This window comes from Roseateles sp. YR242 (genome assembly GCF_900109745.1).
Lineage (GTDB): Bacteria > Pseudomonadota > Gammaproteobacteria > Burkholderiales > Burkholderiaceae_C > Roseateles.
Genome location: NZ_FOAV01000002.1, coordinates 693848 through 713088 on the forward strand (window position 1 = coordinate 693848; position 19241 = coordinate 713088).

14 protein-coding genes are annotated in these 19241 nt (G+C 66.6%); 6 read left to right on the forward strand and 8 right to left on the reverse strand.

Annotated elements, in window-relative coordinates; all coding sequences use genetic code 11:
* Position 1: 1 nt before the first annotated feature.
* The gene (locus BMY53_RS06685; RefSeq protein ID WP_092944877.1) at positions 2-817 is read left to right on the forward strand and encodes a tetratricopeptide repeat protein; all 816 of its coding nucleotides are present in this window, start codon (positions 2-4) and stop codon (positions 815-817) included.
* Positions 818-1146: 329 nt separating this feature from the next.
* Here the strand turns inward: BMY53_RS06685 and BMY53_RS06690 are convergent, their stop codons facing one another.
* Together BMY53_RS06690 and BMY53_RS06695 are read right to left on the reverse strand one after the other, a co-directional pair.
* A complete protein-coding gene (locus BMY53_RS06690; RefSeq protein ID WP_092944879.1) occupies positions 1147-1860 on the reverse strand; it encodes a UPF0149 family protein in 714 nt (237 codons plus the stop codon).
* A 133-nt stretch (positions 1861-1993) separates the two neighbouring features.
* Positions 1994-4957 (reverse strand): adenosylcobalamin-dependent ribonucleoside-diphosphate reductase, encoded by a 2964-nt coding sequence (locus BMY53_RS06695; RefSeq protein ID WP_092944881.1) that lies wholly within the window; start codon positions 4955-4957, stop codon positions 1994-1996.
* 159 nt (positions 4958-5116) lie between these two features.
* Here BMY53_RS06695 and BMY53_RS06700 point away from each other — a divergent pair, with 159 nt between their 5' ends.
* Positions 5117-5779: a PleD family two-component system response regulator gene (locus BMY53_RS06700; RefSeq protein ID WP_092944883.1), complete on the forward strand. Its 663-nt coding sequence runs from the start codon at positions 5117-5119 to the stop codon at positions 5777-5779.
* A gap of 38 nt (positions 5780-5817) precedes the next feature.
* On the opposite strand, the gene BMY53_RS06705 is transcribed toward BMY53_RS06700, so the two are convergent.
* Complete coding sequence (locus tag BMY53_RS06705; RefSeq protein ID WP_218151189.1) at positions 5818-6480, reverse strand: DUF1134 domain-containing protein; 663 nt, start codon at positions 6478-6480, stop codon at positions 5818-5820.
* Positions 6481-6699: 219 nt separating this feature from the next.
* On the opposite strand from BMY53_RS06705, the gene BMY53_RS06710 reads away from it, so the two are divergent.
* Both BMY53_RS06710 and BMY53_RS06715 read left to right on the forward strand, forming a co-directional pair.
* A complete protein-coding gene (locus BMY53_RS06710) occupies positions 6700-7125 on the forward strand; it encodes a hypothetical protein (protein WP_092944885.1) in 426 nt (141 codons plus the stop codon).
* Positions 7126-7192: 67 nt separating this feature from the next.
* On the forward strand, positions 7193-7576 hold the full coding sequence (locus BMY53_RS06715) for a PilZ domain-containing protein (RefSeq protein WP_092944887.1): 384 nt from the start codon (positions 7193-7195) through the stop codon (positions 7574-7576).
* 47 nt (positions 7577-7623) lie between these two features.
* Here the strand turns inward: BMY53_RS06715 and BMY53_RS06720 are convergent, their stop codons facing one another.
* Positions 7624-8472, reverse strand: a complete 849-nt coding sequence (locus tag BMY53_RS06720) for an alpha/beta fold hydrolase (protein WP_092944889.1) — start codon at positions 8470-8472, stop codon at positions 7624-7626.
* Between the two features lie 103 nt (positions 8473-8575).
* Between BMY53_RS06720 and BMY53_RS06725 the strand changes: the two genes are divergently transcribed.
* Positions 8576-10864 carry a molybdopterin-dependent oxidoreductase gene (locus BMY53_RS06725; protein ID WP_092944891.1) on the forward strand — a complete coding sequence of 763 codons (2289 nt, stop codon included), beginning with the start codon at positions 8576-8578 and terminating at the stop codon, positions 10862-10864.
* Here the strand turns inward: BMY53_RS06725 and BMY53_RS06730 are convergent.
* From BMY53_RS06730 to BMY53_RS06745, 4 genes are all read right to left on the reverse strand, one after another.
* Positions 10827-11822, reverse strand: a complete 996-nt coding sequence (locus BMY53_RS06730) for a hypothetical protein (protein ID WP_143073964.1) — start codon at positions 11820-11822, stop codon at positions 10827-10829. The genes BMY53_RS06725 and BMY53_RS06730 overlap by 38 nt on opposite strands.
* Before the next feature lie 285 nt (positions 11823-12107).
* Positions 12108-13535, reverse strand: a complete 1428-nt coding sequence (locus BMY53_RS06735; RefSeq protein WP_177200764.1) for an efflux transporter outer membrane subunit — start codon at positions 13533-13535, stop codon at positions 12108-12110.
* 48 nt (positions 13536-13583) lie between these two features.
* Positions 13584-16748: an efflux RND transporter permease subunit gene (locus tag BMY53_RS06740; RefSeq protein WP_092944895.1), complete on the reverse strand. Its 3165-nt coding sequence runs from the start codon at positions 16746-16748 to the stop codon at positions 13584-13586.
* A 28-nt stretch (positions 16749-16776) separates the two neighbouring features.
* On the reverse strand, positions 16777-18024 hold the full coding sequence (locus tag BMY53_RS06745) for an efflux RND transporter periplasmic adaptor subunit (RefSeq protein ID WP_092944897.1): 1248 nt from the start codon (positions 18022-18024) through the stop codon (positions 16777-16779).
* Between the two features lie 256 nt (positions 18025-18280).
* Between BMY53_RS06745 and BMY53_RS06750 the strand changes: the two genes are divergently transcribed.
* Positions 18281-19105 (forward strand): TetR family transcriptional regulator, encoded by an 825-nt coding sequence (locus BMY53_RS06750; RefSeq protein WP_092945173.1) that lies wholly within the window; start codon positions 18281-18283, stop codon positions 19103-19105.
* Positions 19106-19241 lie beyond the last annotated feature (136 nt).

Consider the following 19241-nt stretch of genomic DNA (forward strand, 5'->3'; position numbering starts at 1 on the left):
CATGGCGGCGGAGCACGCGTCCTACAGTTCGCGGCAGGTCGAGAAGCTCGTCGGGTTGACGAAGGCTTTCATTCAATCCCTGACCGAAGCGGGCATCGTCGTGCCGCAAGACGGTGGGCGATTTACCCTGCAGGACCTGGTGGTGCTCCGAACGGCCAAGGGCCTTCGCGATGCACGCGTGCCACACCGAAAGATCATCCAGGCGCTGAAAAATGTGCGCGGGAGCCTGTCTGCCCCCGCCCATCTGGCCAGCGTTCGGGTGCGGGCCAATGGCAAGAACGTGGAAGCCACCGACGAAGCCGGCAAGCGCGACGCGGTCTCCGGCCAGCTGCTGTTGCCGCTGCATGGCAGTGAGGAGAACTTGGACCCTGCGCCGGTTTCGACGCCCCCCGTCGCGCGCGATGCGCGCTATTGGTTCCAGCAGGCGGTGCGCCTGGAGGCGACCGACACGACCGCTGCGGAGCGCGCTTACCGGCGAGCGATTGCGCTGGATCCGTGCCACGCCGTGGCCTATGTGAACCTGGGCGCCATGCTCTGCGAGTCCAAGCGCTGCATGGAAGCGGTGGCCCTGTATGACGCGGCCCTCTCTCATTGCGGCGACACGCCGTTGGTTCATTTCAACCGCGGTGCGGCGCTGGAAGATTCGGGGCGTCCGGCGCTCGCCGTCGATGCCTATCGGCGTGCATTGGAGTTGGACTCGCAACTGGCGGACGCTCACTACAACCTCGGTGTTCTCATGGAGCGCCTTGGCGACACTCAGTCGTCGCTTCGGCACTTCAGCGCCTACCGGCGCCTGCATCGGGAAGAAAGCGTTTAGCAGGCTGCTGAAATACTGCCGCGACTCATCGAAAAGACGTAGCCTGGCGTCTGCGCGATCTCTTCGGGCCGGCATGTCACGGACCTCACGATCAAGCCATGGCGGTTGTCCATCAACGTGTGACACAGCGCGATGGAGATCATGTTGGGTAGGCATGCCTTGCGCTCAGTCCCTCCGGCCCGCGGAAGCCGCGTCTTGTGGCTCTGGCGAAGCAGTTGGACAAGCTCGGAGCACAGCGTGCCGCATGGCATGGCATAAATGGCGCCGAAAATGGTCTCGGGTCTTAAGCCGAGATCGACGGCCGAATCCGCACCAGCGGGGCCTGCGCCTCAGTGCAGATCAGCCGCCGCGCCGCAGCACTTCTTGAACTTCTTGCCGCTTGCGCAGGGACAAGGCTCGTTGCGGCCGACCTTGGGCTGCAGCGACCGGGCCACTGTGCGCTCATGGACTGCGCGTCTGAAGGGCAGCCAGTGCGCATGCATCTCCAGGACGGCCTGCGGGATTTGTAGTGCCAAGTCCGCCCGCATCGCTGGCGTCTTGGTCAACTCGTCCTGATCGGCCGAGAACTCGTCTTCGCCGAGCAGAGCAATCGGCCGGAACCAGGCTTGTCCCTGAGGCGTTGACAGCAGCGGCTGCCAGTCGCTCCAGCAAAGCCGCATGCCCTGGACGAAGCCGTAAGCCCATCCTTCGGCGTCGTCATACTCACGCTCGTCGCCTTCGTAGGTCATCGTTGACCAGCACGGATTGATCTCTCGAGGCTGATCCTCCAGCCCTGCAATGATGCTGTTGAAGTGACGCATGACCAAGCCCAGCGTGTGATTCAACTGCTCCATAGATTCCATCGGCGGCATCATCTCCTCGGTGCCCCAGATCTTGGGCAGCCACTGTCTTGGGTGCAGCGTCGTCGGACCAATCGCAAGGGCGTGCAAGAAGCCGTCCGCCATGTCCAGGGTCATGCCCTCTTCCGAGTCGACCTCATAGAGAAGGAATTGATCGAGCTCGTCGAACTCGTCCACGGACAAGGGGGAAAAGGGAGTAGTCATTGCTTGAACATGAGATGCGGGCAGAAACTCAGATTTTCCCTCGTGACCCGACAACGGCAGACCAAGGCTGGATCACCTACACCACTGGCTGTTGGCGGTCCGATGGGTCTCGTGACCACAGGAAAGGCGTCACCTACCCACACTGCCCCACAAACCCACAAGCCGTACAAAACTCGCACCCATCCCGATGAATCACCGTGAGGTTCCCGCACTCCGGGCACTTCTTGCCGGCCATGGCGGGCACGCCTGCCGTGGTTGCCACGGTGCGGGTGGCCGCCAACGGCGCCTGCTGCAGCAGCCCCATATCCACCAGCGGGAAGCCCTGCTCGTCCAGCACGCCCAGCATGGCGTAGCGGTGGATGATCAGCCGGGCCACATAGGCCACGGTTGACGGCCACACCTGCTGGCGGCGCTCGCCCGAGAGCGTCGGCACCGGCGCCATGAAGTGACCCAGCGGCTCGCCCACGTTCAGCAGCTTGCGCAGCTTCATGCCGATCCAGCCGGGGTCCAGCACCCGCATGTCCAGAGACAGCAGACGGGCCAGCCCGTCCAGCGCCTTGGGATAGTTGCCAGAGAACCCCATGGCACAAGGCCGCGTGACAGCGCCACCTTCCGGCGTCGGCAGGCTCACCTCCTTGAGAGTGAGCGTGAAGACCTCCCCCGTCGCCGGGTTGTCGACGTCCACCGCCCAGGCCAGGGTGCCCATGGTGCCGGTGCGCGGCTCCTCCCGGGAGAACATCGCGTCCATCACCGGTGTCGGGCCGCCGTCCTGCAATGCCCCCAATTGCTCGCATCGCCAGCGAATGACCGCAGCAGTGGCCGCCACCACCCCGGGGAACAATCGGGAGTCCCCGTTGGGCGGTGTTGGCATCTCGAACGCGCGTTCTTCCGCCACCGTTGCCAGCGCGTCCAGCTTCAGCCTCAGCCAGGCCGTGTCATTGGCGCGCAGGTCCATGGAGAGGGTCTTGGCCATTGCGGACAAGCCGCGTGGCTGCTCCGCGCCGTTGACCCACACCTCGAAGGGCAACGTGCGGCCAAACAGGCCGGCCTCCGGCCCCTCGGCCGGCAGCTCACCCACGAACAGCGCAAAGTCGCCATGCGGATGCCGAATCATGGTGGACCACGCCGGGTTGCCACCGGGCAGCTCCGGCCGGCTCGGCCAACGCAGCGAGGCCAGCACCGGCTTGGGCAGGCGTTCCACCCGCAGCCGCTGGTTGGGGCCCACCTCGGGCTTCAGCGGCTCGGGTTGGGCCACCGGCTCCACGCTCAGCACCGAGCCCAGCACCTGGTTGGGCCGATAGGTGGCCAGACCCTTGAGGCCGCTCTTCCAGGCCAGGGTGTAAAGGTCCTGGAAGTCCGGATACGGGTAATCCGCCGGAACATTGACCGTCTTGGAGATGGACGTGTCCACATAGGGCGCCACCGCCGCCACCATGGCTTCATGGTCCGACGCCTGGAGCTCCAGCGCGGTGACGAAGGCCGGAGTCAGCGGTGCGTCGGCGCCATACAGATGGCGGTACAGCCGCCACGCGTGGTCCTCCACCGTGTATTCCTTGAAGCTGTTGTCCGGCATCCGCTTCTTGCGGGTGTAGCTCCAGGAGAACGGCGGTTCGATGCCGTTGCTGGCGTTGTCGGCAAAAGCCAGGCTGATCGTTCCCGTGGGCGCGATGGACAGCAGGTGAGAGTTGCGCAGCCCCTGCGCCCGGATCTTGTCCTTCAGCCACGGCGGCAGGCGCGAGGCGAAATTGCCGCCAGAGAGATAGAGGTCCGCGTTGAAGAGCGGGAACGCCCCCCGCTCCACCGCCAGATCGGCGCTGGCTTCATAAGCCGCATCCCGCATCACTTCACTGATGCGGCGGGACATGGCGCGGGCTTCTTCCGTGTCGTAACGGAGCCCCAGCATGATCAGGGCATCACCCAGCCCGGTGAACCCCAACCCAACCCGGCGCTTGTTGGCCGCCTCATTGGCCTGCTTGCGCAACGGCCATGGCGTCACGTCCAGCACGTTGTCCAGCATGCGGGTGGCTACCCGGCAGACCTCCGCAAACCCTTCTTCATCGAAGCGGGCCTTCGGCCCAAACGCATCCGCCACAAAACAGGTGAGGTTCACGGAGCCCAGGCAGCAGCAACCGTAGGCCGGCAGCGGCTGCTCGGCGCAAGGGTTGGTGGCACTGATCGTTTCGCAGTAATGCAGGTTGTTGTCCGCATTGATCCGATCCAGAAATAAAACCCCCGGTTCCGCATGGTCGTAGGTGGACCGCATCACCTGGTCCCACAACTTGCGAGCCCTTACACGTCGATACACCCAGAGCCCGTCCGCCCGCTGCGAGGCCCCTGCGGCCCGCATTTTGGCGCTGGGCGCGGCGCGGTGAACCAGTTCCACCTCGGCGTCCACCTCCACCGCTTCCATGAACGCATCCGTCACGCCCACCGAGATATTGAAGTTGCGCAGGTCCCCCTGATCCTTGGCATGGATGAACTCTTCAATATCGGGGTGGTCACACCGCAACACACCCATCTGCGCACCCCTGCGCGAGCCGGCGGATTCCACCGTCTCGCAGCTGCGGTCAAACACCCGCATGTAGCTCACCGGCCCCGATGCGCTGGATTGGGTGGACTTCACCCACGCCCCCTTGGGTCGGATGCGGGAGAAGTCGTAGCCCACACCGCCACCTCGCCGCATGGTCTCGGCAGCTTCGGTGAGCGCGGTGTAGATGCCCGGCACGCCGTCGTCCTCCTCGGCAATCGAGTCCCCCACGGGCTGAACGAAGCAGTTGATGAGCGTGGCAGATAGTTCGGTTCCCGCCGCCGAAGCAATGCGCCCGGCGGGCACGAAGCCACGCCGCTGGGCATCCAGGAAGCGCGCCTCCCAGGCCTGCCGATGCTCCGCAGATTCCGCCTCCGCCAAGGCCCGCGCCACCCGCTGGCGCACGTCGTCGAGCGTCCGTTCACTGCCTTTGGCGTATTTTTCCAACAGCACTTCGGCGCTGATGTCCTGCGCCGGCAGGCTCTCCGCCGTGGCCTTCAGGCGGGCCGCTGCGGGGTCGCCCGCGCCGGAAATCAGGCTCGGTACAGAGGGCACGGAGGGCTGCGTCATTCGGAACTCCACAAGGCAATCGGTCGATATTAGTCCTCCGTCCAAAGCCCCGACTGCGCTACATCAAGTCACAAAGCTGAAACTTCCACCTCGTGAGCGCGCACTCCGCTGGGAAGCCCCAATGGGACGATTGTCAACACCGCACTATTCTTGTTTTCCATGAACCCCGACAAGGTCTTGCGATCCAGCCCCGGCACCCTCGGCGACCTGGAACATGAATGCACCGAAGCCCGCCGCCTGATCCAGGACGGCTCGCTTGCCGCTGCCCGCGATCAGCTTCAGGCGCTGCAGACCGCCCATGGCGATGATCACGCTCCGCTGCAGGAGGCGTTCAGCGTCCTCGCAGAAGCGGAGGAAGACTGGGCGGCCGCGCTGCGCTTCTACAAGCGCTTCCACAAGCTGGCCATCCAGGCGGGGGCAGCGCCGCTGGCCTCACGCGACCAACTGCTGTCTCGGCTGGCCGAGCATCAGCGCACATCCCCCGATCTGGCCTGGTGCCTGGTCGCGTTGGGCGCCACCCGGGCCCCGGCCGGTGTGCTGCCGCAGATGCTGCGCCAGCAATGCCGTGCCCAGGATGTCCTGGCCCTGGGCAAGGGCGAAGCCATGCTCATGCTGCTGCACGATGTGGACCTGCCCACCGGCCGCAAGGTTTGCGAGCGCATCCGCACGGTCTGGTTCCAGCAGCACCCCGGCGCAGGGGCCCTGGCAATGGGCCTCACGGCCTGGCGCGGTCCCGGTGATACGGGTGGCGCTTTCCTGGCCCGGGCCGAAGGCGCGCTGGACCGCAGCCAGCGCGAGGGCGGCCCGCTGCGCACGGGCTGATCAGCCCGGCACCGCGCCCGCCACGCGCAGCCTTGCCTTCAAAACGGGTTGTAGGTCTTCTCGCGCCGGTAGTGGATGTAGCCCACGCTGGCGCCCGCCCGCAAGCCCACGCCCAGCCGGATCGGCGCGAGGGTGATGCCATCGGCCCGTTGATAGTTGATGCCGGCACCACCGACGTAATACAGGCTGCCATCCACCCCCGGAAAGCGCCGGTAGATGGCCGAGGCTTTGGGCAGCTTGTAGACCAGCGTGAAGACCTTGGAGGCATTGGCGCCCAGGTCAAAACCGACCGACGGCCCCGCCCAGAAAACGGGTTCGCCGCCGCCATGCTTCATCATCAGCGTACCGTCGCCATAGCGCAGGCCCACCGTGATGGCCGCCGCCGCTTCCTGGCCCTTGATGTAGGCGTTGGGCCGCCCCTGCTCCTTGAAGGCCTTCTCGATCACCTTGGCCAGACCCTCCGTGGTCTGCCCGAAGAACTCGGTCGCATCCTTGAGGACGGAATCCTGGTCGAAGGTGTCGTCCTCCTCCTTGCTGTCCGCCGCCAGGGCAGGCCAGGCCGCACCTGCGGCAGCGGGCAGGATCAATCCACCAGCCGCCAGGCGGCCCATGCGCGCCAGGGCCAGCCGGCGGACGTCGCTCACAGGTTCAGCAGCGTCGGCAGACCCCGCAAGGCGGTCACGATGATCGAAGGGATTCATGGGCATCTCCGGGTTTTCCATGAGGCCGGCGCACCACGGCGGTGCAGTTCTCCGGCCGGACAAGGTGTCAAGGCCGATGCTACGCCTGCCCGTGACAAACGGCGCGCCGCCAGCCCGCCCCGCCCGATACACTGCGCGAACGCCAACGCGAAGGGTCGCGGCACCGCAACAAGATTGGCGCGAACGCACAAAAGCGAAGAGAAGCATCAAGGAGGACCTGTGAGCGACCTGCCCCGTCTGGCCCGAGCCCTGGAGTACCTGGACATGGCGTCGGCCCTGTACCTGGCCGGCGGCGCCGATCATTCCGCCCAACTGCTGGCCGCCGCGGGCGAACGGCTGCTGGGTGACCTCGCGCGGCTGATCCAGTCGCCCGAGCATGGCCCCGAAGTGCAGCAGTTGCTGTCGCGGGTGGCCCAGCACCACCCCGGCCAGTCCTTGCCCGACGTTCCCGGCCACGCCCAGAACCGGCAACTGCAGCAGATGCTCTCGCGTCAGGATTCACCGGAAGCCGCCGCGCTGCGGCAGGCCACCTCCGCACTGCTTCGCGCCTCGTGGTACCTCATGGAGACGATGGGGCTGGAGTCGCTGGCGCCTTCGCGCCTGCACCAGGCCATCGAGAAGTCCACCATCTACGCCGAACTCTGACGCACACAGTGCGGCTTTGACGCTGCGTGGGTTGAAGAGAATAGTCAGCCGAAACTGGGGAAGCCTGATGACCTCTGATTCCGCTCAAGAGCGACGCCACTTCTCACGCATCGCGTTTGCCGGGGCCGCGCACCTGGTGACTGTGGATACACGCGTCGCGGTGCAGGTGCTGGACCTCTCCCTCAAGGGTGCCCTGCTGCTGTTGCCGCCGGGTGCCCCGGTGGAACCCGGCGGGCTGGCCCTGCTGGACCTGCCCCTGCTGCCTCACGAAGGCCGCATTTCCATGGCGGTGCAGGTGGCGCACATCGAGAACGACCGTGCCGGGCTGCTCAGCCTGGGCATCGATCTGGAAAGCATCACGCACCTGCGGCGCATGATCGAGCTCAACCTGGGCGACCCTGCCCTGGCCGAGCGTGACCTGAAGGCGCTGGCAGCCGTGCCGACGGCCTGAGCAGCGGCGCGCCGCTGCCAACCAGCTGCCGACGGGCTGCAAGCAAGCTATTGCGCAATGAAGCGCCGCAGTACCTCGAACGCTGCCGCCGGGTCATCCCGCCACGCGCCGTGGCCCACGCCGGGGAAGCGCGCCAGCTGACGCCATTGCGCCGGGATCGCCTCATGGATCTCCAGCGCATCTTCCAGCGGGCACACCGGGTCTTCCTCACCCACCATCACCAGCACCGGGCAGGCCGCCTTGGCCAGGCCCTGCAGCAGACCCAGGTCCTGCTTCTCACCCGCCACGAAGTGCAGCAGGATCTCGATGTTGGCCAGCGTGCGGCTGCCAGCTTCCGGATCGGCTGCGGGCTGCGTGTTGTAGAGATGGCGCACACCGCTCCAGTAGGCCTCGAAGGTCTCGTAGCTGGGGCGCGCCCAGAAGGCCTCGGCCAGCACGCGGGCCTGCGGGCCACCGCGGCGTTCAAAAGCGGCCAGCTTGCGGTCCAGGCCCATGTGGTGGGAGGTGCTGGAGAGAATCACCTTCGACGCATGGCCGGGGTGGCGGGCAATGTAGCGCTGGGCCACGAAGCCGCCGAAGGACTGGCCCAGCACGATGGGCTTATCGATGCCCAGCGCATCGCACAGGCGCACGATGTCGTCCGCCCATACATCCAGGTTCCATTCAAAAGACGGCCGCGGATCACTGCGCCCATGGCCGCGATGGTCGTAATAGACGATCTGCGCCAGGTCCGTCAGTGAACTGAAGGCCGGCTTGAAGGCACTGTGGTCGAAACCCGGGCCCCCATGCATGCAAATCAGCGTGGGCTTCTCCCGCATGCGCGGGCCGTCGGGCACCAGGCCCGCACCTTCCACATCCACGTAAAGGCGAACGCCGCCACCGATGTCGATTTTCATGCCCGGCAGTATGCCCCGCCCCTCCTCTGTCGCGGATATGACTACCCGGCAGGGTGGGCGGTCTCACAATCGTCCGCACAAGACGAAGGATACGGAGACAGCCATGGCCATCGACGCCACGCCTCGACTTGAGGGCGGAGCCCCCCATTACCGCATCTGCCCCCTGTGCGAGGCCAGTTGCGGCCTGGAGATCCGCACCGACACCGGGCCCCAGGGGCCTCGCGTGGTAAGCATCCGAGGGGCCGAGCAGGACCCGTTCAGCCAGGGCTACCTGTGCCCCAAGGGGGTGGCGCTGAAAGACCTCCATGAAGACCCGGACCGCCTGCGCCAACCGATGCGGCGGCAGCCCGACGGCCGGTTCACCCCCATCAGCTGGGCCGAGGCCTTCGAGGAGATCGACCGCCGCCTGCCCCCGCTGCGCCGGGCCTTCGGCGCGGACGCGGTAGGCCTGAGCATCGGCAACCCGGCCTCGCACAAGATCGGCCTGTTCAGCTACTTCCCCGGCCTCGCGCGCGCCCTGGGCAGCCGCAACATGTTCTCGGCCTCCACGCTGGACCAGATGCCCAAGCAACTGTCCTGCGGCTGGATGTACGGCCACTGGATGAGCGTGCCGGTGCCGGACCTGCCGCGCAGCGACCTGCTCATCATCCTGGGTGCCAACCCGGCCGTCAGCAACGGCAGCCTCTGGACCGTGCCGGACTTCCGCGGCAAGGCCAAGGCCATGCGCGCCCGTGGTGGACGCATCATCGTCATCGACCCGCGCCGCACCGAGACTGCCCAGGCGGCCGACGAGCACCATGCCATCCGGCCCGGTGGTGATGTCTTCCTGCTGCTGGGCATGCTGCACACGCTGTTTGCCGAAGACCGGGTCCGCCCGGGTCGGCTCGCCGACCACATCAACGGCCTGGACGAACTGCGCGCACTCGCCACCGGTTTCGCCCCCGAGCGTTGCGCCACGCACGCCGGCCTGCCCGCCACCACCATCCGCCAGTTGGCACGCGACTTGGCCGCCGCGCCCCGCGCCGCGCTGTATGGCCGGGTGGGCACCTGCACCCAACGCTTCGGCACCATCAACAGCTGGTTGATCGATGTGCTGAACATTCTCACCGGCCATCTCGACAGCCCCGGCGGCCTGATGTTCCCCAAGGCCGCCGCCTTCGCCGCCAACACGCTGGGCCGTGGCGGCCAGGGCAAGGGCGTCACGGTGGGCCGCCGGCACAGCCGCGTGAGCCGGGCGCCGGAGATCATGGGCGAGCTGCCCATGAGCTGCCTGGCCGAGGAGATCGAGACCCCCGGAGACGGCCAGATCCACGCGCTGATCACCGTGGCCTGCAACCCGGTGCTTTCGGCGCCCAATGGCGCACGGCTGACACGCGCGCTCGAAGGGCTGGACTTCATGATCAGCCTGGACCCCTACATCAATGAAACCACCCGGCATGCCCACCTGATCCTGCCCCCACCCTCCCCGCTGGAAGACTGGCACTACGACCAGGTGTTTGCGCAGCTGTCCTGGCGCAATCACGCCCGCTGGTCCGGCCCGGTCATGCCCATCGGCGAGGGGCCGGAAGCGCCACAGGCGGAATGGCAGACGCTGCTGCGGCTCACCGCCATCGTGAACGGACTTGGCCCTCGCGCCGACCTGCAGGCCCTGGACGACCTCGCATTGCAGGCGGAACTGCAGCGCAGCGCGGGGGACCGCGCCGAGCAGCTCTTCCCGATGATCGACGGCGGGGCCGGCCCCGCGCGTTGGCTGGATCTGGCCCTGCGCAGCGGACCTTATGGCGATGGCTTCGGCGCACGGCCCGAGGGTCTCACCCTGGCCAAGGTCCGCGCTGCGCCACAGGGCATCGACCTTGGCGAACTCACCTCCCGCGTGCCGGAGATCCTGCGCACACCCTCGGGCCGCATCGAACTCGCACCCCCGGCGCTGCTGGAGGATATGCAGGCCGTGACGGCTGCCCTGCACCGCCCGCTGGACAACGAGCTGCTGCTCATCGGCCGCCGCGACACCCGCAGCAACAACAGCTGGATGCACAACCTGCCGGTGTTGGCCAAGGGCAAGGAGCGCTGCACCCTGCTCATCCACCCCGAAGATGCGGCCCGTGCCAGCCTGGAGGCGGGCCAGATGGCACGCCTGAGCAATGCCCGGGGCAGCGTGCTGGCACAGGTGGAATTCAGTGACGCCATGCGGCCAGGCGTCGTGAGCCTGCCGCACGGCTGGGGCCACGACCTGGCCGGAACCCGCCTGCAAGTGGCGGCCCTGCAGCCTGGCGTCAACATGAACCTCCTGCTGGACGAGGACGACCGCGACCCGGTCTCGGGCACCTCCGTGCTCACCGGCGTGCCCGTGCGGCTCAGTGGGGCGGAAAACGTCCCGACAGCAAACCACTGACCAGTTCCAGGTGGTGCATCAGCTGCCATTGGCGGGCCAGCGCCTGGGTGGGCGGCACACCACGGATGTGGCAGTTGACGAAGCGACGGACCGCCTCCGTGGGGCCGAAGCAGGCATCGGGTCGGTCCAGCGCCAGATGGAAACGTTCCAGGGCCCGGCTGAACCGGGCCTCCGCCAGACGCTCTGGCGGAAACCGCCGCTCCGCCACGAAGAACTCCAGGCACAGGGCGCGGTCCATCGGGCCGCCATCCTGCTGGAAGGCCAGGTGAAAGCAGCCCGTGGGCCCGCCGCCCGCCAGCGGGCTGGAGGGCAGGCTGGTGTAGTCGGAAAACCCGTGGCCACCCACCTCCAGGAAACGCGACACCGCATCACTGAAGAATTGCCGCTCCTGCAGAAAACGCCCCATGCCCACGCGCCGCAGCGCGTCCGGCATCGCCGCCTCCAGCGGCTCCACCCAGACCAACCGCGCGGGCGCCATTGCCGCCTGAAGGTCCACCGGGGGCGGCCCATGCTTGAAGAGCACCAGCTCCAGTTGCACGCCCCGCAGACATTCAAACAACGGCATCAATGGCAATGGCGGCTCCGTCATCACCACCCCCACCGGCTGCCCCACATAACTCTGCGCAAACAGCCGCACCACCTCGACCGTGACGCCGCTGTGCAACAGCAAGGTGGGGCGCACGTGGTGGCGCGTGGGCATGGCATTCAGCAGATGCCGGCCCCAGCCCAGGGCGGTCATGGCGCCGACGCCAATAAATTCCTGCAGCATCGGATTCACAACCATCCACACCGGCAGGCCTTCCACCTCGCACACCTGCAAGGTGTGCCGCAGGGAGGCCAGCACATGACGCACCGGCTCGATCACCGGTTGAACTTGACCTTCAGCGGCCAACAGGGCGACTGACTGGCGCAAGGCCAACATCTCCTTCTGCATGCCATGGAGGTAGGGGAAATACATGGGTTCGCCACACGAGTTGACAGGGGCGCCGATGATGCAGAGGACGCCGCCTTTCGTCTGGCGATTCATTTGCTACGTTGAGCGGCGTCAAGCTAGCAAATGCCGCATCAGAAATGGTTGGGACTGCACAAGCTTTTGTAGTGGCCGTCGTGGCGACGCGGCTCGTAGTCGTGTTCGTATGATGGCGTGCGACATCCATCGCGCCATGAAAAAACGGCATCGACCGCTGCTGCGGACCGATGCCGTTCGGGGCGCCGGAGAGGGCCGGCGCGGGACTGTTGCTGATCAGGGTTGCTGCGCTGCCTGAGCGGTCTGCACCGGCTCGGTTCCGCCACCCAGCACCTTGTACAGCTGCACCTGGTTCTGCAGCTGCGCCAGGCGCACCTGCAGCGCTGACTGCTGCGCCGCAAAGCTCGAACGCTGCGCATCCAGCAGATCCAGGTTGGACGCTGCGCCGTTGCGATAGCTCAGCTCCACCAGTTGCAGGCGGGTGGCCTCAGCTTCCGCCTGGGCATCCTGGGCGCGCAGTTGCTCGTCCAGCGTGGCACGGCCGGCCAGGGCGTCAGACACTTCCTTGAAGGCGGTCTGCACCGCCTTCTCGTAGTTGGCCACGGCGATCTCGCGGTTGGCCTTGGCCGCATCCAGGTTGTTGCGGTTCTTGCCAAAGTCGAAGATCGGCATGAGGGCCGAGCCAGCGATGTTCCAGGCGCTGCGCTTGAACAGGTCGGACAACGCATTGCTGGCCGTACCGGCGCTGGTGGTCAACGTGATGCTGGGGAAGAAGGCCGAACGCGCCACGCCGATATTGGCTTCCGCCGCCACCAGTTGCTGCTCGGCCTGGCGCACGTCCGGACGCTGGATCAGCACTTCGGACGGCAAGCCGGCCAGCAGTGCGCCCATGGTCTGGCTGCTCAGCGGTTGGGACGCGGCCAGGTCACCCGGCAGCGTCTGGCCCACCAGCAGGGTCAGGGCATTGATGTCCTGCATGCGGGTGCGCTGAAGCTGGGCCAGCGTCGCGCGGGCTGCTTCATAGGACGACTTGGCGGTGCTCAGGTCCAGGTTGGACGAGGCACCGTTGTCGAACTTCAGCTGGGTCAGCTTGAGGCTGTCCTCGCGCGTGGCCAGGGTCTGTTCCGTCAGCTTCAGCAGTTCATCGTCCGCCTGCACAGCCAGGTAGGACGTGGCCACGCTCGCCACCAGCGCGATGCGCGCGGTACGCGCCGCTTCCGCCGTCGCCAGATAGCTGGCAAAGGACGCTTCGCTGGTGTTCTTCAGACGGCTGAACAGGTCCAGCTCGTAGGCATTGATCTGCAGGCCGGCCTGGTAGGTGCTGATGACCTTGATGTCGCCGGAGCTGGTCGTCTCCGGGCCACGGGAGGCCGACAGGCCCGCGTTGATGGTGGGCCACCGATTCGCTTCGGCCACGCCGGCTTGCGCCCGCGCCACTTCCACGTTCAGCAGGGCCACCCGCATGTCGCGGTTGTTCTTCAGTGCCAGCGAGATCAGCTCACGCAGGCGTGCGTCGTTGAAGAACTGCTGCCACTGCAACTGGGTCGCCGCCTGCGCACCTGGCGCTTCGGCGCCAGGCCCCTGCGGCCACTGGCCAGCCACTGGCGCCTCGGGGCGCTGGTGGTCAGGGGCCAGGTTGATACAGCCGGTCAGCGCCACCGCTGCAACAGCGGCGGCAAGGACGGTCAATCTGTTTTTGATCATTCGAATTCTCCGCACGGCCCCGGCTGTCGCCGGGGCTCGCAACGTTCATCACACACCGTCGGCGTTCTTGGCGCTCGCGCCCTCGAGCTCATGCGCGTACATCTTGCGCTGGCGCTCGCTGCCCTTGAAGACGCGACGCACGACCAGGAAGAAGACCGGCACGAAGACCACGGCCAGCAGCGTTGCGGTGATCATCCCGGACAGCACGCCGGTACCGATCGCCCGTTGGCTGGCAGAGCCGGCACCCGACGCAAAGAACAGCGGCGCCACACCCAGGATGAAGGCCAGGGACGTCATGATGATCGGGCGGAAGCGCAGGTGCGCGGCTTCCAGGACGGCCTCGACCAACCCCTTGCCCTGCGCCTGCAGATCCTTCGCGAACTCGATGATCAGGATCGCGTTCTTCGCCGAGAGGCCGATGATGGTGATCAGGCCCACCTTGAAGTAGACGTCGTTGGGCATGCCACGCAGCGTGGCACCGGCCAGCGCGCCCAGCAGACCCAGCGGCACCACCAGCAGCACCGACACCGGGATGGACCAGCTCTCATACAGCGCGGCCAGGCAGAGGAACACCGCCAGCAGCGAGAACACCAGCAGGATGGTGGCCTGCGAGCCGGACAGCTTTTCCTCGCGGGACAGGCCGGTCCACTCGTAGCCGATGCCCGCCGGCAGCTTGGCCACCATGGCTTCCAGCTCGGCCATGGCCTGGCCGGTGGAGGCACCCGCCGTCACGTCGCCGGCCAGGCGCATGGCGGGATACCCGTTGTAGCGCGTGGCCTGCATCTGGCCGGTGATCCAGTGGCTGGTGGCAAACGCCGACAGCGGAACGCTGGTGCCCTTCGTGTTGATCACGTTGAGCGCGAGCACGTCTTCCGGCGCCATGCGCTTGGTCGCATCGGCCTGGACGATCACGCGCTGCATGCGGCCCGCACTGGGGAAGTCGTTCACATACGCGGAGCCCAGCTGGGTACCCAGCGTGGCGGCGATGGTGCTGTAGTTGATACCCAGCGCCTGTGCCTTGGCACGGTCGATGTCCACCTGCAGCTGCGGTGCATCTTCCAGGCCGTCCGGACGCATGCCCGTGATGAGCTTGCTTTGCGAAGCCATGCCCATCAGCTGGTTGCGAGCCGCCAGCAACGCGTCGTGGCCAAGGCCACCACGGTCCTGCAGACGCAGGGCGAAGCCGGTGGCATTGCCCAGTTCCTGGATGGGCGGGGGCGACAGCGGGAAGATGAAGGCATCGCGGACGGTGCCCATCATCGCGCCGAACACCCGTCCGGCCACGGCACTGGCGCTGTGCTCCGCACCATGACGTTCATCCCATGGCTTGAGCGGCACGAACACCAGCGCGGCGTTCTGGCCCTGGCCCGAGAAGGAGAAGCCGATCACGCCGATGGTGTCCGCCACTTCCGGCTGCTTGTGCAGGAACTGCTCCACGGCGGCCACGGCGGCTTCGGTCCGGTTGGACGTGGCGCCCGGCGGCAGCTGCACGTTGACGATCAGGTAACCCTGGTCTTCATTGGGCAGGAAGGAAGTCGGCATGCGCACATACAACCAGCCCACCACCGCCACGATGGCGACAAACACCACCATCATGCTCGCGCTGCGCTTGAGCAGGCGGGCGACCCAGCCTTCATAACCTTTGGCGGTGCGGGCGAAGCCCCGGTTGAACCAGCCGAAGAAACCACGCTTCTCATGGTGGTGGCCAGCGTCCACCGGCTTGAGCAGCGTCGCGCACAGGGCCGGTGTGAGGGACAGGGCCATCAGCGCGGACAGCGCCATGGACGCCACCATCGCCAGCGAGAACTGGCGGTAGATGTTGCCCACGGAACCGGCGAAGAAGGCCATCGGCACGAACACCGCGATCAGCACGGTGGTGATACCGATGATGGCGCCCGAGATCTGGCTCATGGCCTTCTTGGTCGCCTCGCGGGGCGAGAGCCCCTCCTCGCTCATGATGCGCTCGACGTTCTCCACCACCACGATGGCATCGTCCACCAGGATACCGATGGCCAACACCATGCCGAACAGCGTCAGCACGTTGATGGAGAAGCCCAGGGCCAGCATCACCCCGAAGGTACCCAGCAGCGCCACCGGCACCACCAGCGTCGGGATGAGGGTGTAGCGCCAGTCCTGCAGGAACAGGAACATCACCAGGAACACCAGCACGATCGCTTCGATCAGGGTCTCGATCACTTGCGCGATCGAGATCTTCACGAACTTGGACGAGTCGTACGGAATGCCGTATTCCACGTTGGCAGGGAAGAACTTCTTCAGCTCTTCCAGGCGCGCCTTCACCGCCGTGGCGGTGCCCAGCGCATTGCCGCTGGGCGAGAGCTGGATACCGATACCGGTGGACGGCTTGCCGTTCAGGCGGGTGTAGGTGCTGTAGCTCTGACCGCCCAGCTCGATGCGGGCGACATCCTTCAGCTTGACGGTGGAGCCGTCGCTGTTGGCGCGCAGGACGATGTTCTCGAACTGCGCCTTGTCTTCCAGCTGGCCCTTGACCACGATCGTTGCCGACATGGTCTGGGTGGTGGTGTTGGGGCGGTCGCCCAGCACACCGGCTGGCACCAGCGCGTTCTGCGCGGAGATGGCGGTATTGACCTCGGCCGGCGTCAGGTTGAACGACAGCATCTTGGCCGGGTCCAGCCAGATGCGCATCGCGCGTTCAGAACCGAACAGCTGGGCCTGGCCGACGCCGGGCACGCGCTGGATTTCCGGAACGATGTTGCGGGCGGCATAGTCGCCCAGCGCGATCGGGTCCATCGAGCCGTCCTTGGAGGCCAGCATGACGAACAGCAGGAAGTTGGAACGGGACTTGTCCACCTTCACGCCCTGCTGCGTCACGGCGGACGGCAGGCGAGGCTCGGCGCGCGAAAGCCGGTTCTGGATTTCCACCTGCGCCAGGTCGATGTTGGTGCCGGACTCGAAGGTCACGGTAATCGTGCCCGTGCCGTTGGCCTGGCTGATCGACTCCATGTAGGCCAGGCCGGGAGCGCCGTTGAGCTCCTGCTCGATGACCGAGATCACCGATTCGTCCATGGTCTTGGCCGAAGCGCCTGGGTACACGACGCTCAACACCAGCGATGGCGGCGCCACCGTGGGGTACTGCGCCACCGGCAGCTGGGTGACGGCGACGCCACCGAACACCAGGATGAATAAAGCGATCACCCACGCAAAGATGGGGCGATCAATAAAGAAACGTGCCATGTCTTGGATCCTTCCTGAGCGTCAGGGCTCAGTGACCGGCGGCCGAAGCGCCTGCGGGGGCGCCGCTGGCGGCACCGGCAGGCGTGAAGGGCACCGGATTGACCGGTGCGCCCGGCACCATCATTTTCTGGAAGCCGTCGGCGATGACCTTCTCACCGGCCTTCAGGCCGTCGGTCACCACCCACTGGTTGCCCACGGCGTTGCCGATGCGGATCTTGCGCGGCTGCGGCTTGTTGTCCGCACCCACCACCAGCACGGTGTCGCCATCGTTGCCACGGGTCACGGCCTGCTGCGGCAGCAGCACGGCCGACGGCAGCTCGGCCTGCGCCAGGCGCACGCGCACGTACTGGCCCGGCAGCAGCGTGCCTTCCGGGTTGGGCACTTCGGCGCGCAGGGTGACCTGGCCCGAGGTGGTGTCCACCGTCAGGTCGGTGAACAGCAGCTTGCCGGGGCGGCTGTAGACGGTGCCGTCATCCAGCACCACCTGCACCTGCGCGCCATTGCCGTTGCTGCGCAGTTGGCCGTTGGCCAGGGCGCGGCGCAGGTTCTGCACCTCGTTGGCCGACTGGGTGAAGTTCACATAGACGCTGCTGACCTGTTGAACCAGGGCCAGTTGCGTGGCTTCGCTGGCGCTGACCAGCGCGCCTTCGGTGACCAGCGCACGGCCGATGCGGCCGGAGATGGGCGCCGTGACGTGGGCGTAGTCCAGGTTCAGCTTGGCTTGGACGGCTGCAGCCTTGGCGGCGGCCACATCGGCTTCGGCCGACTTGGCGGTCGCCACCGAGGTGATGTAGTCCTGCTGGCTGATGGCCTTGGCATCGGCCAGCGGCTTGTTGCGCTCGGCCTGGGCAGCAGCCTGTGCCAGGTTGGCCTGGGCCTTGGTCACGCTGGCGTTGGCGCTGTCGAGGGCGGCCTGGTAGGGGGCGGGATCGATCAGGAACAGGGCCTGGCCGGCCTTGACCTCGGCACCTTCCGTGAAGAGGCGCTTGAGCACGATGCCGGTCGCGCGGGCGCGGACTTCGGCCGTGCGCAGCGATTCCACGCGGCCGGGCAGTTCGGTCTGCAGGGCCACCGCCTGGGTGCCCACCGTGACCACGCCCACCTGGGCGGGCGGCATGCCGCCACCATGGCCGGCAGCAGCCTTCTCATCCTTGCCGCAAGCGGTCAGGACAGCGGCCAGCGAGACCACCAGAGGCAGGAGATAGAGCACGCGCGCGCCGGCCTTCAGGCCGGGGCGTTCCGCCCCCGGTTGTTCGTGCGACTGAGGGAAGGACATCACGATGGGGTTCCTCTTGTGAAGCCAATGGTGGCTTGTTGGTGTTTTTACGTAGCGTTTCGGCTGGGCGCATCATCGGCAAAGGCACGCCCGCACGCAACGGCGATAGCGGTTGCGTCCCCTCGATCAAGCCGAAGGGCGAACAGCGCCGGAGTGAGTGGGCGAAGCTGACGAAAGCGTAGGCGTACGCTACGATGCGGGTCGCAGTATATACATACATTCGCGCATGTATGTTTACCCACATACAATCGCGGCCATGGCCCGCCGAACCAAACAAGAAGCCCAGGAGACCCGCACCCGCCTGCTGGACGCTGCCGAACAGCTGTTCCATGAGCGGGGCGTTTCGCGCACCTCGCTGCAGGACATTGCCCAGGCCGCCGGTGTCACCCGCGGGGCCGTGTACTGGCATTTCGAGGACAAGGTCCAGCTGTTCGACGCCATGATGCAGCGCGCCACCATGCCGCTGGAAGAAGGCATCGAGGCGGCCACCTCCGCCTCCCCGGACCGTCCGCTGGAAGACCTGCGGCTGGGCCTGCTGAACGTGTTTCACTGCACGGTGAACAACGCCCGCACACGCCGGGCGTTCGAAATTGCCAATCTGCGGGTGGAATTTGTCGGGGAGATGGCCAGCATCCTGGAACGCAAGGTGGTGGCGCACCGCGATTGGACGCTGCACAACCGCGACGCCTTCGAACGGGCCATCGCGCTGGGCCAATTGCCGGCGGGGCTGGACACGCACCGCGCCTCCATCGGCCTGATGGCGCTGGTGGGCGGGCTGCTTCACCACTGGATGCTGGACCCGCAGTCCTTCGACCTCATCGAGGTGGGTCAGGCGCAGCTGGAACACTACATCTCCAGCCTGGCGCCGTCGGTGCCCAACCGCTTTGTGCCACTGACCGAGGCCGAACGCCATACGCTGGGCCGCCAGCCGATCTGCGAAGCCTCCCAGCAGCGCCTGGACACGCTCAGACCGGGCGCCAGCGCAGACCTGTCTCCCGATGCCTGCCCGCGTGACCATCACACCGACAGCGCCGACTGCGCTGGCGGGCCCGATTCCCGGTCGAAAGCCCCGGATTTGTGAGGTCTCTCCTGGGGTCAACCCCAGGGAACGGCGACAATGCTTGGTTAACTCCGCCCGAGCCGCCGCCGTGTCCGTCACCCAGTCCAAGCCTTCTTCACTGAAGGCGCTCACCGCCTACCGCCCGTTCTGGGCCAAG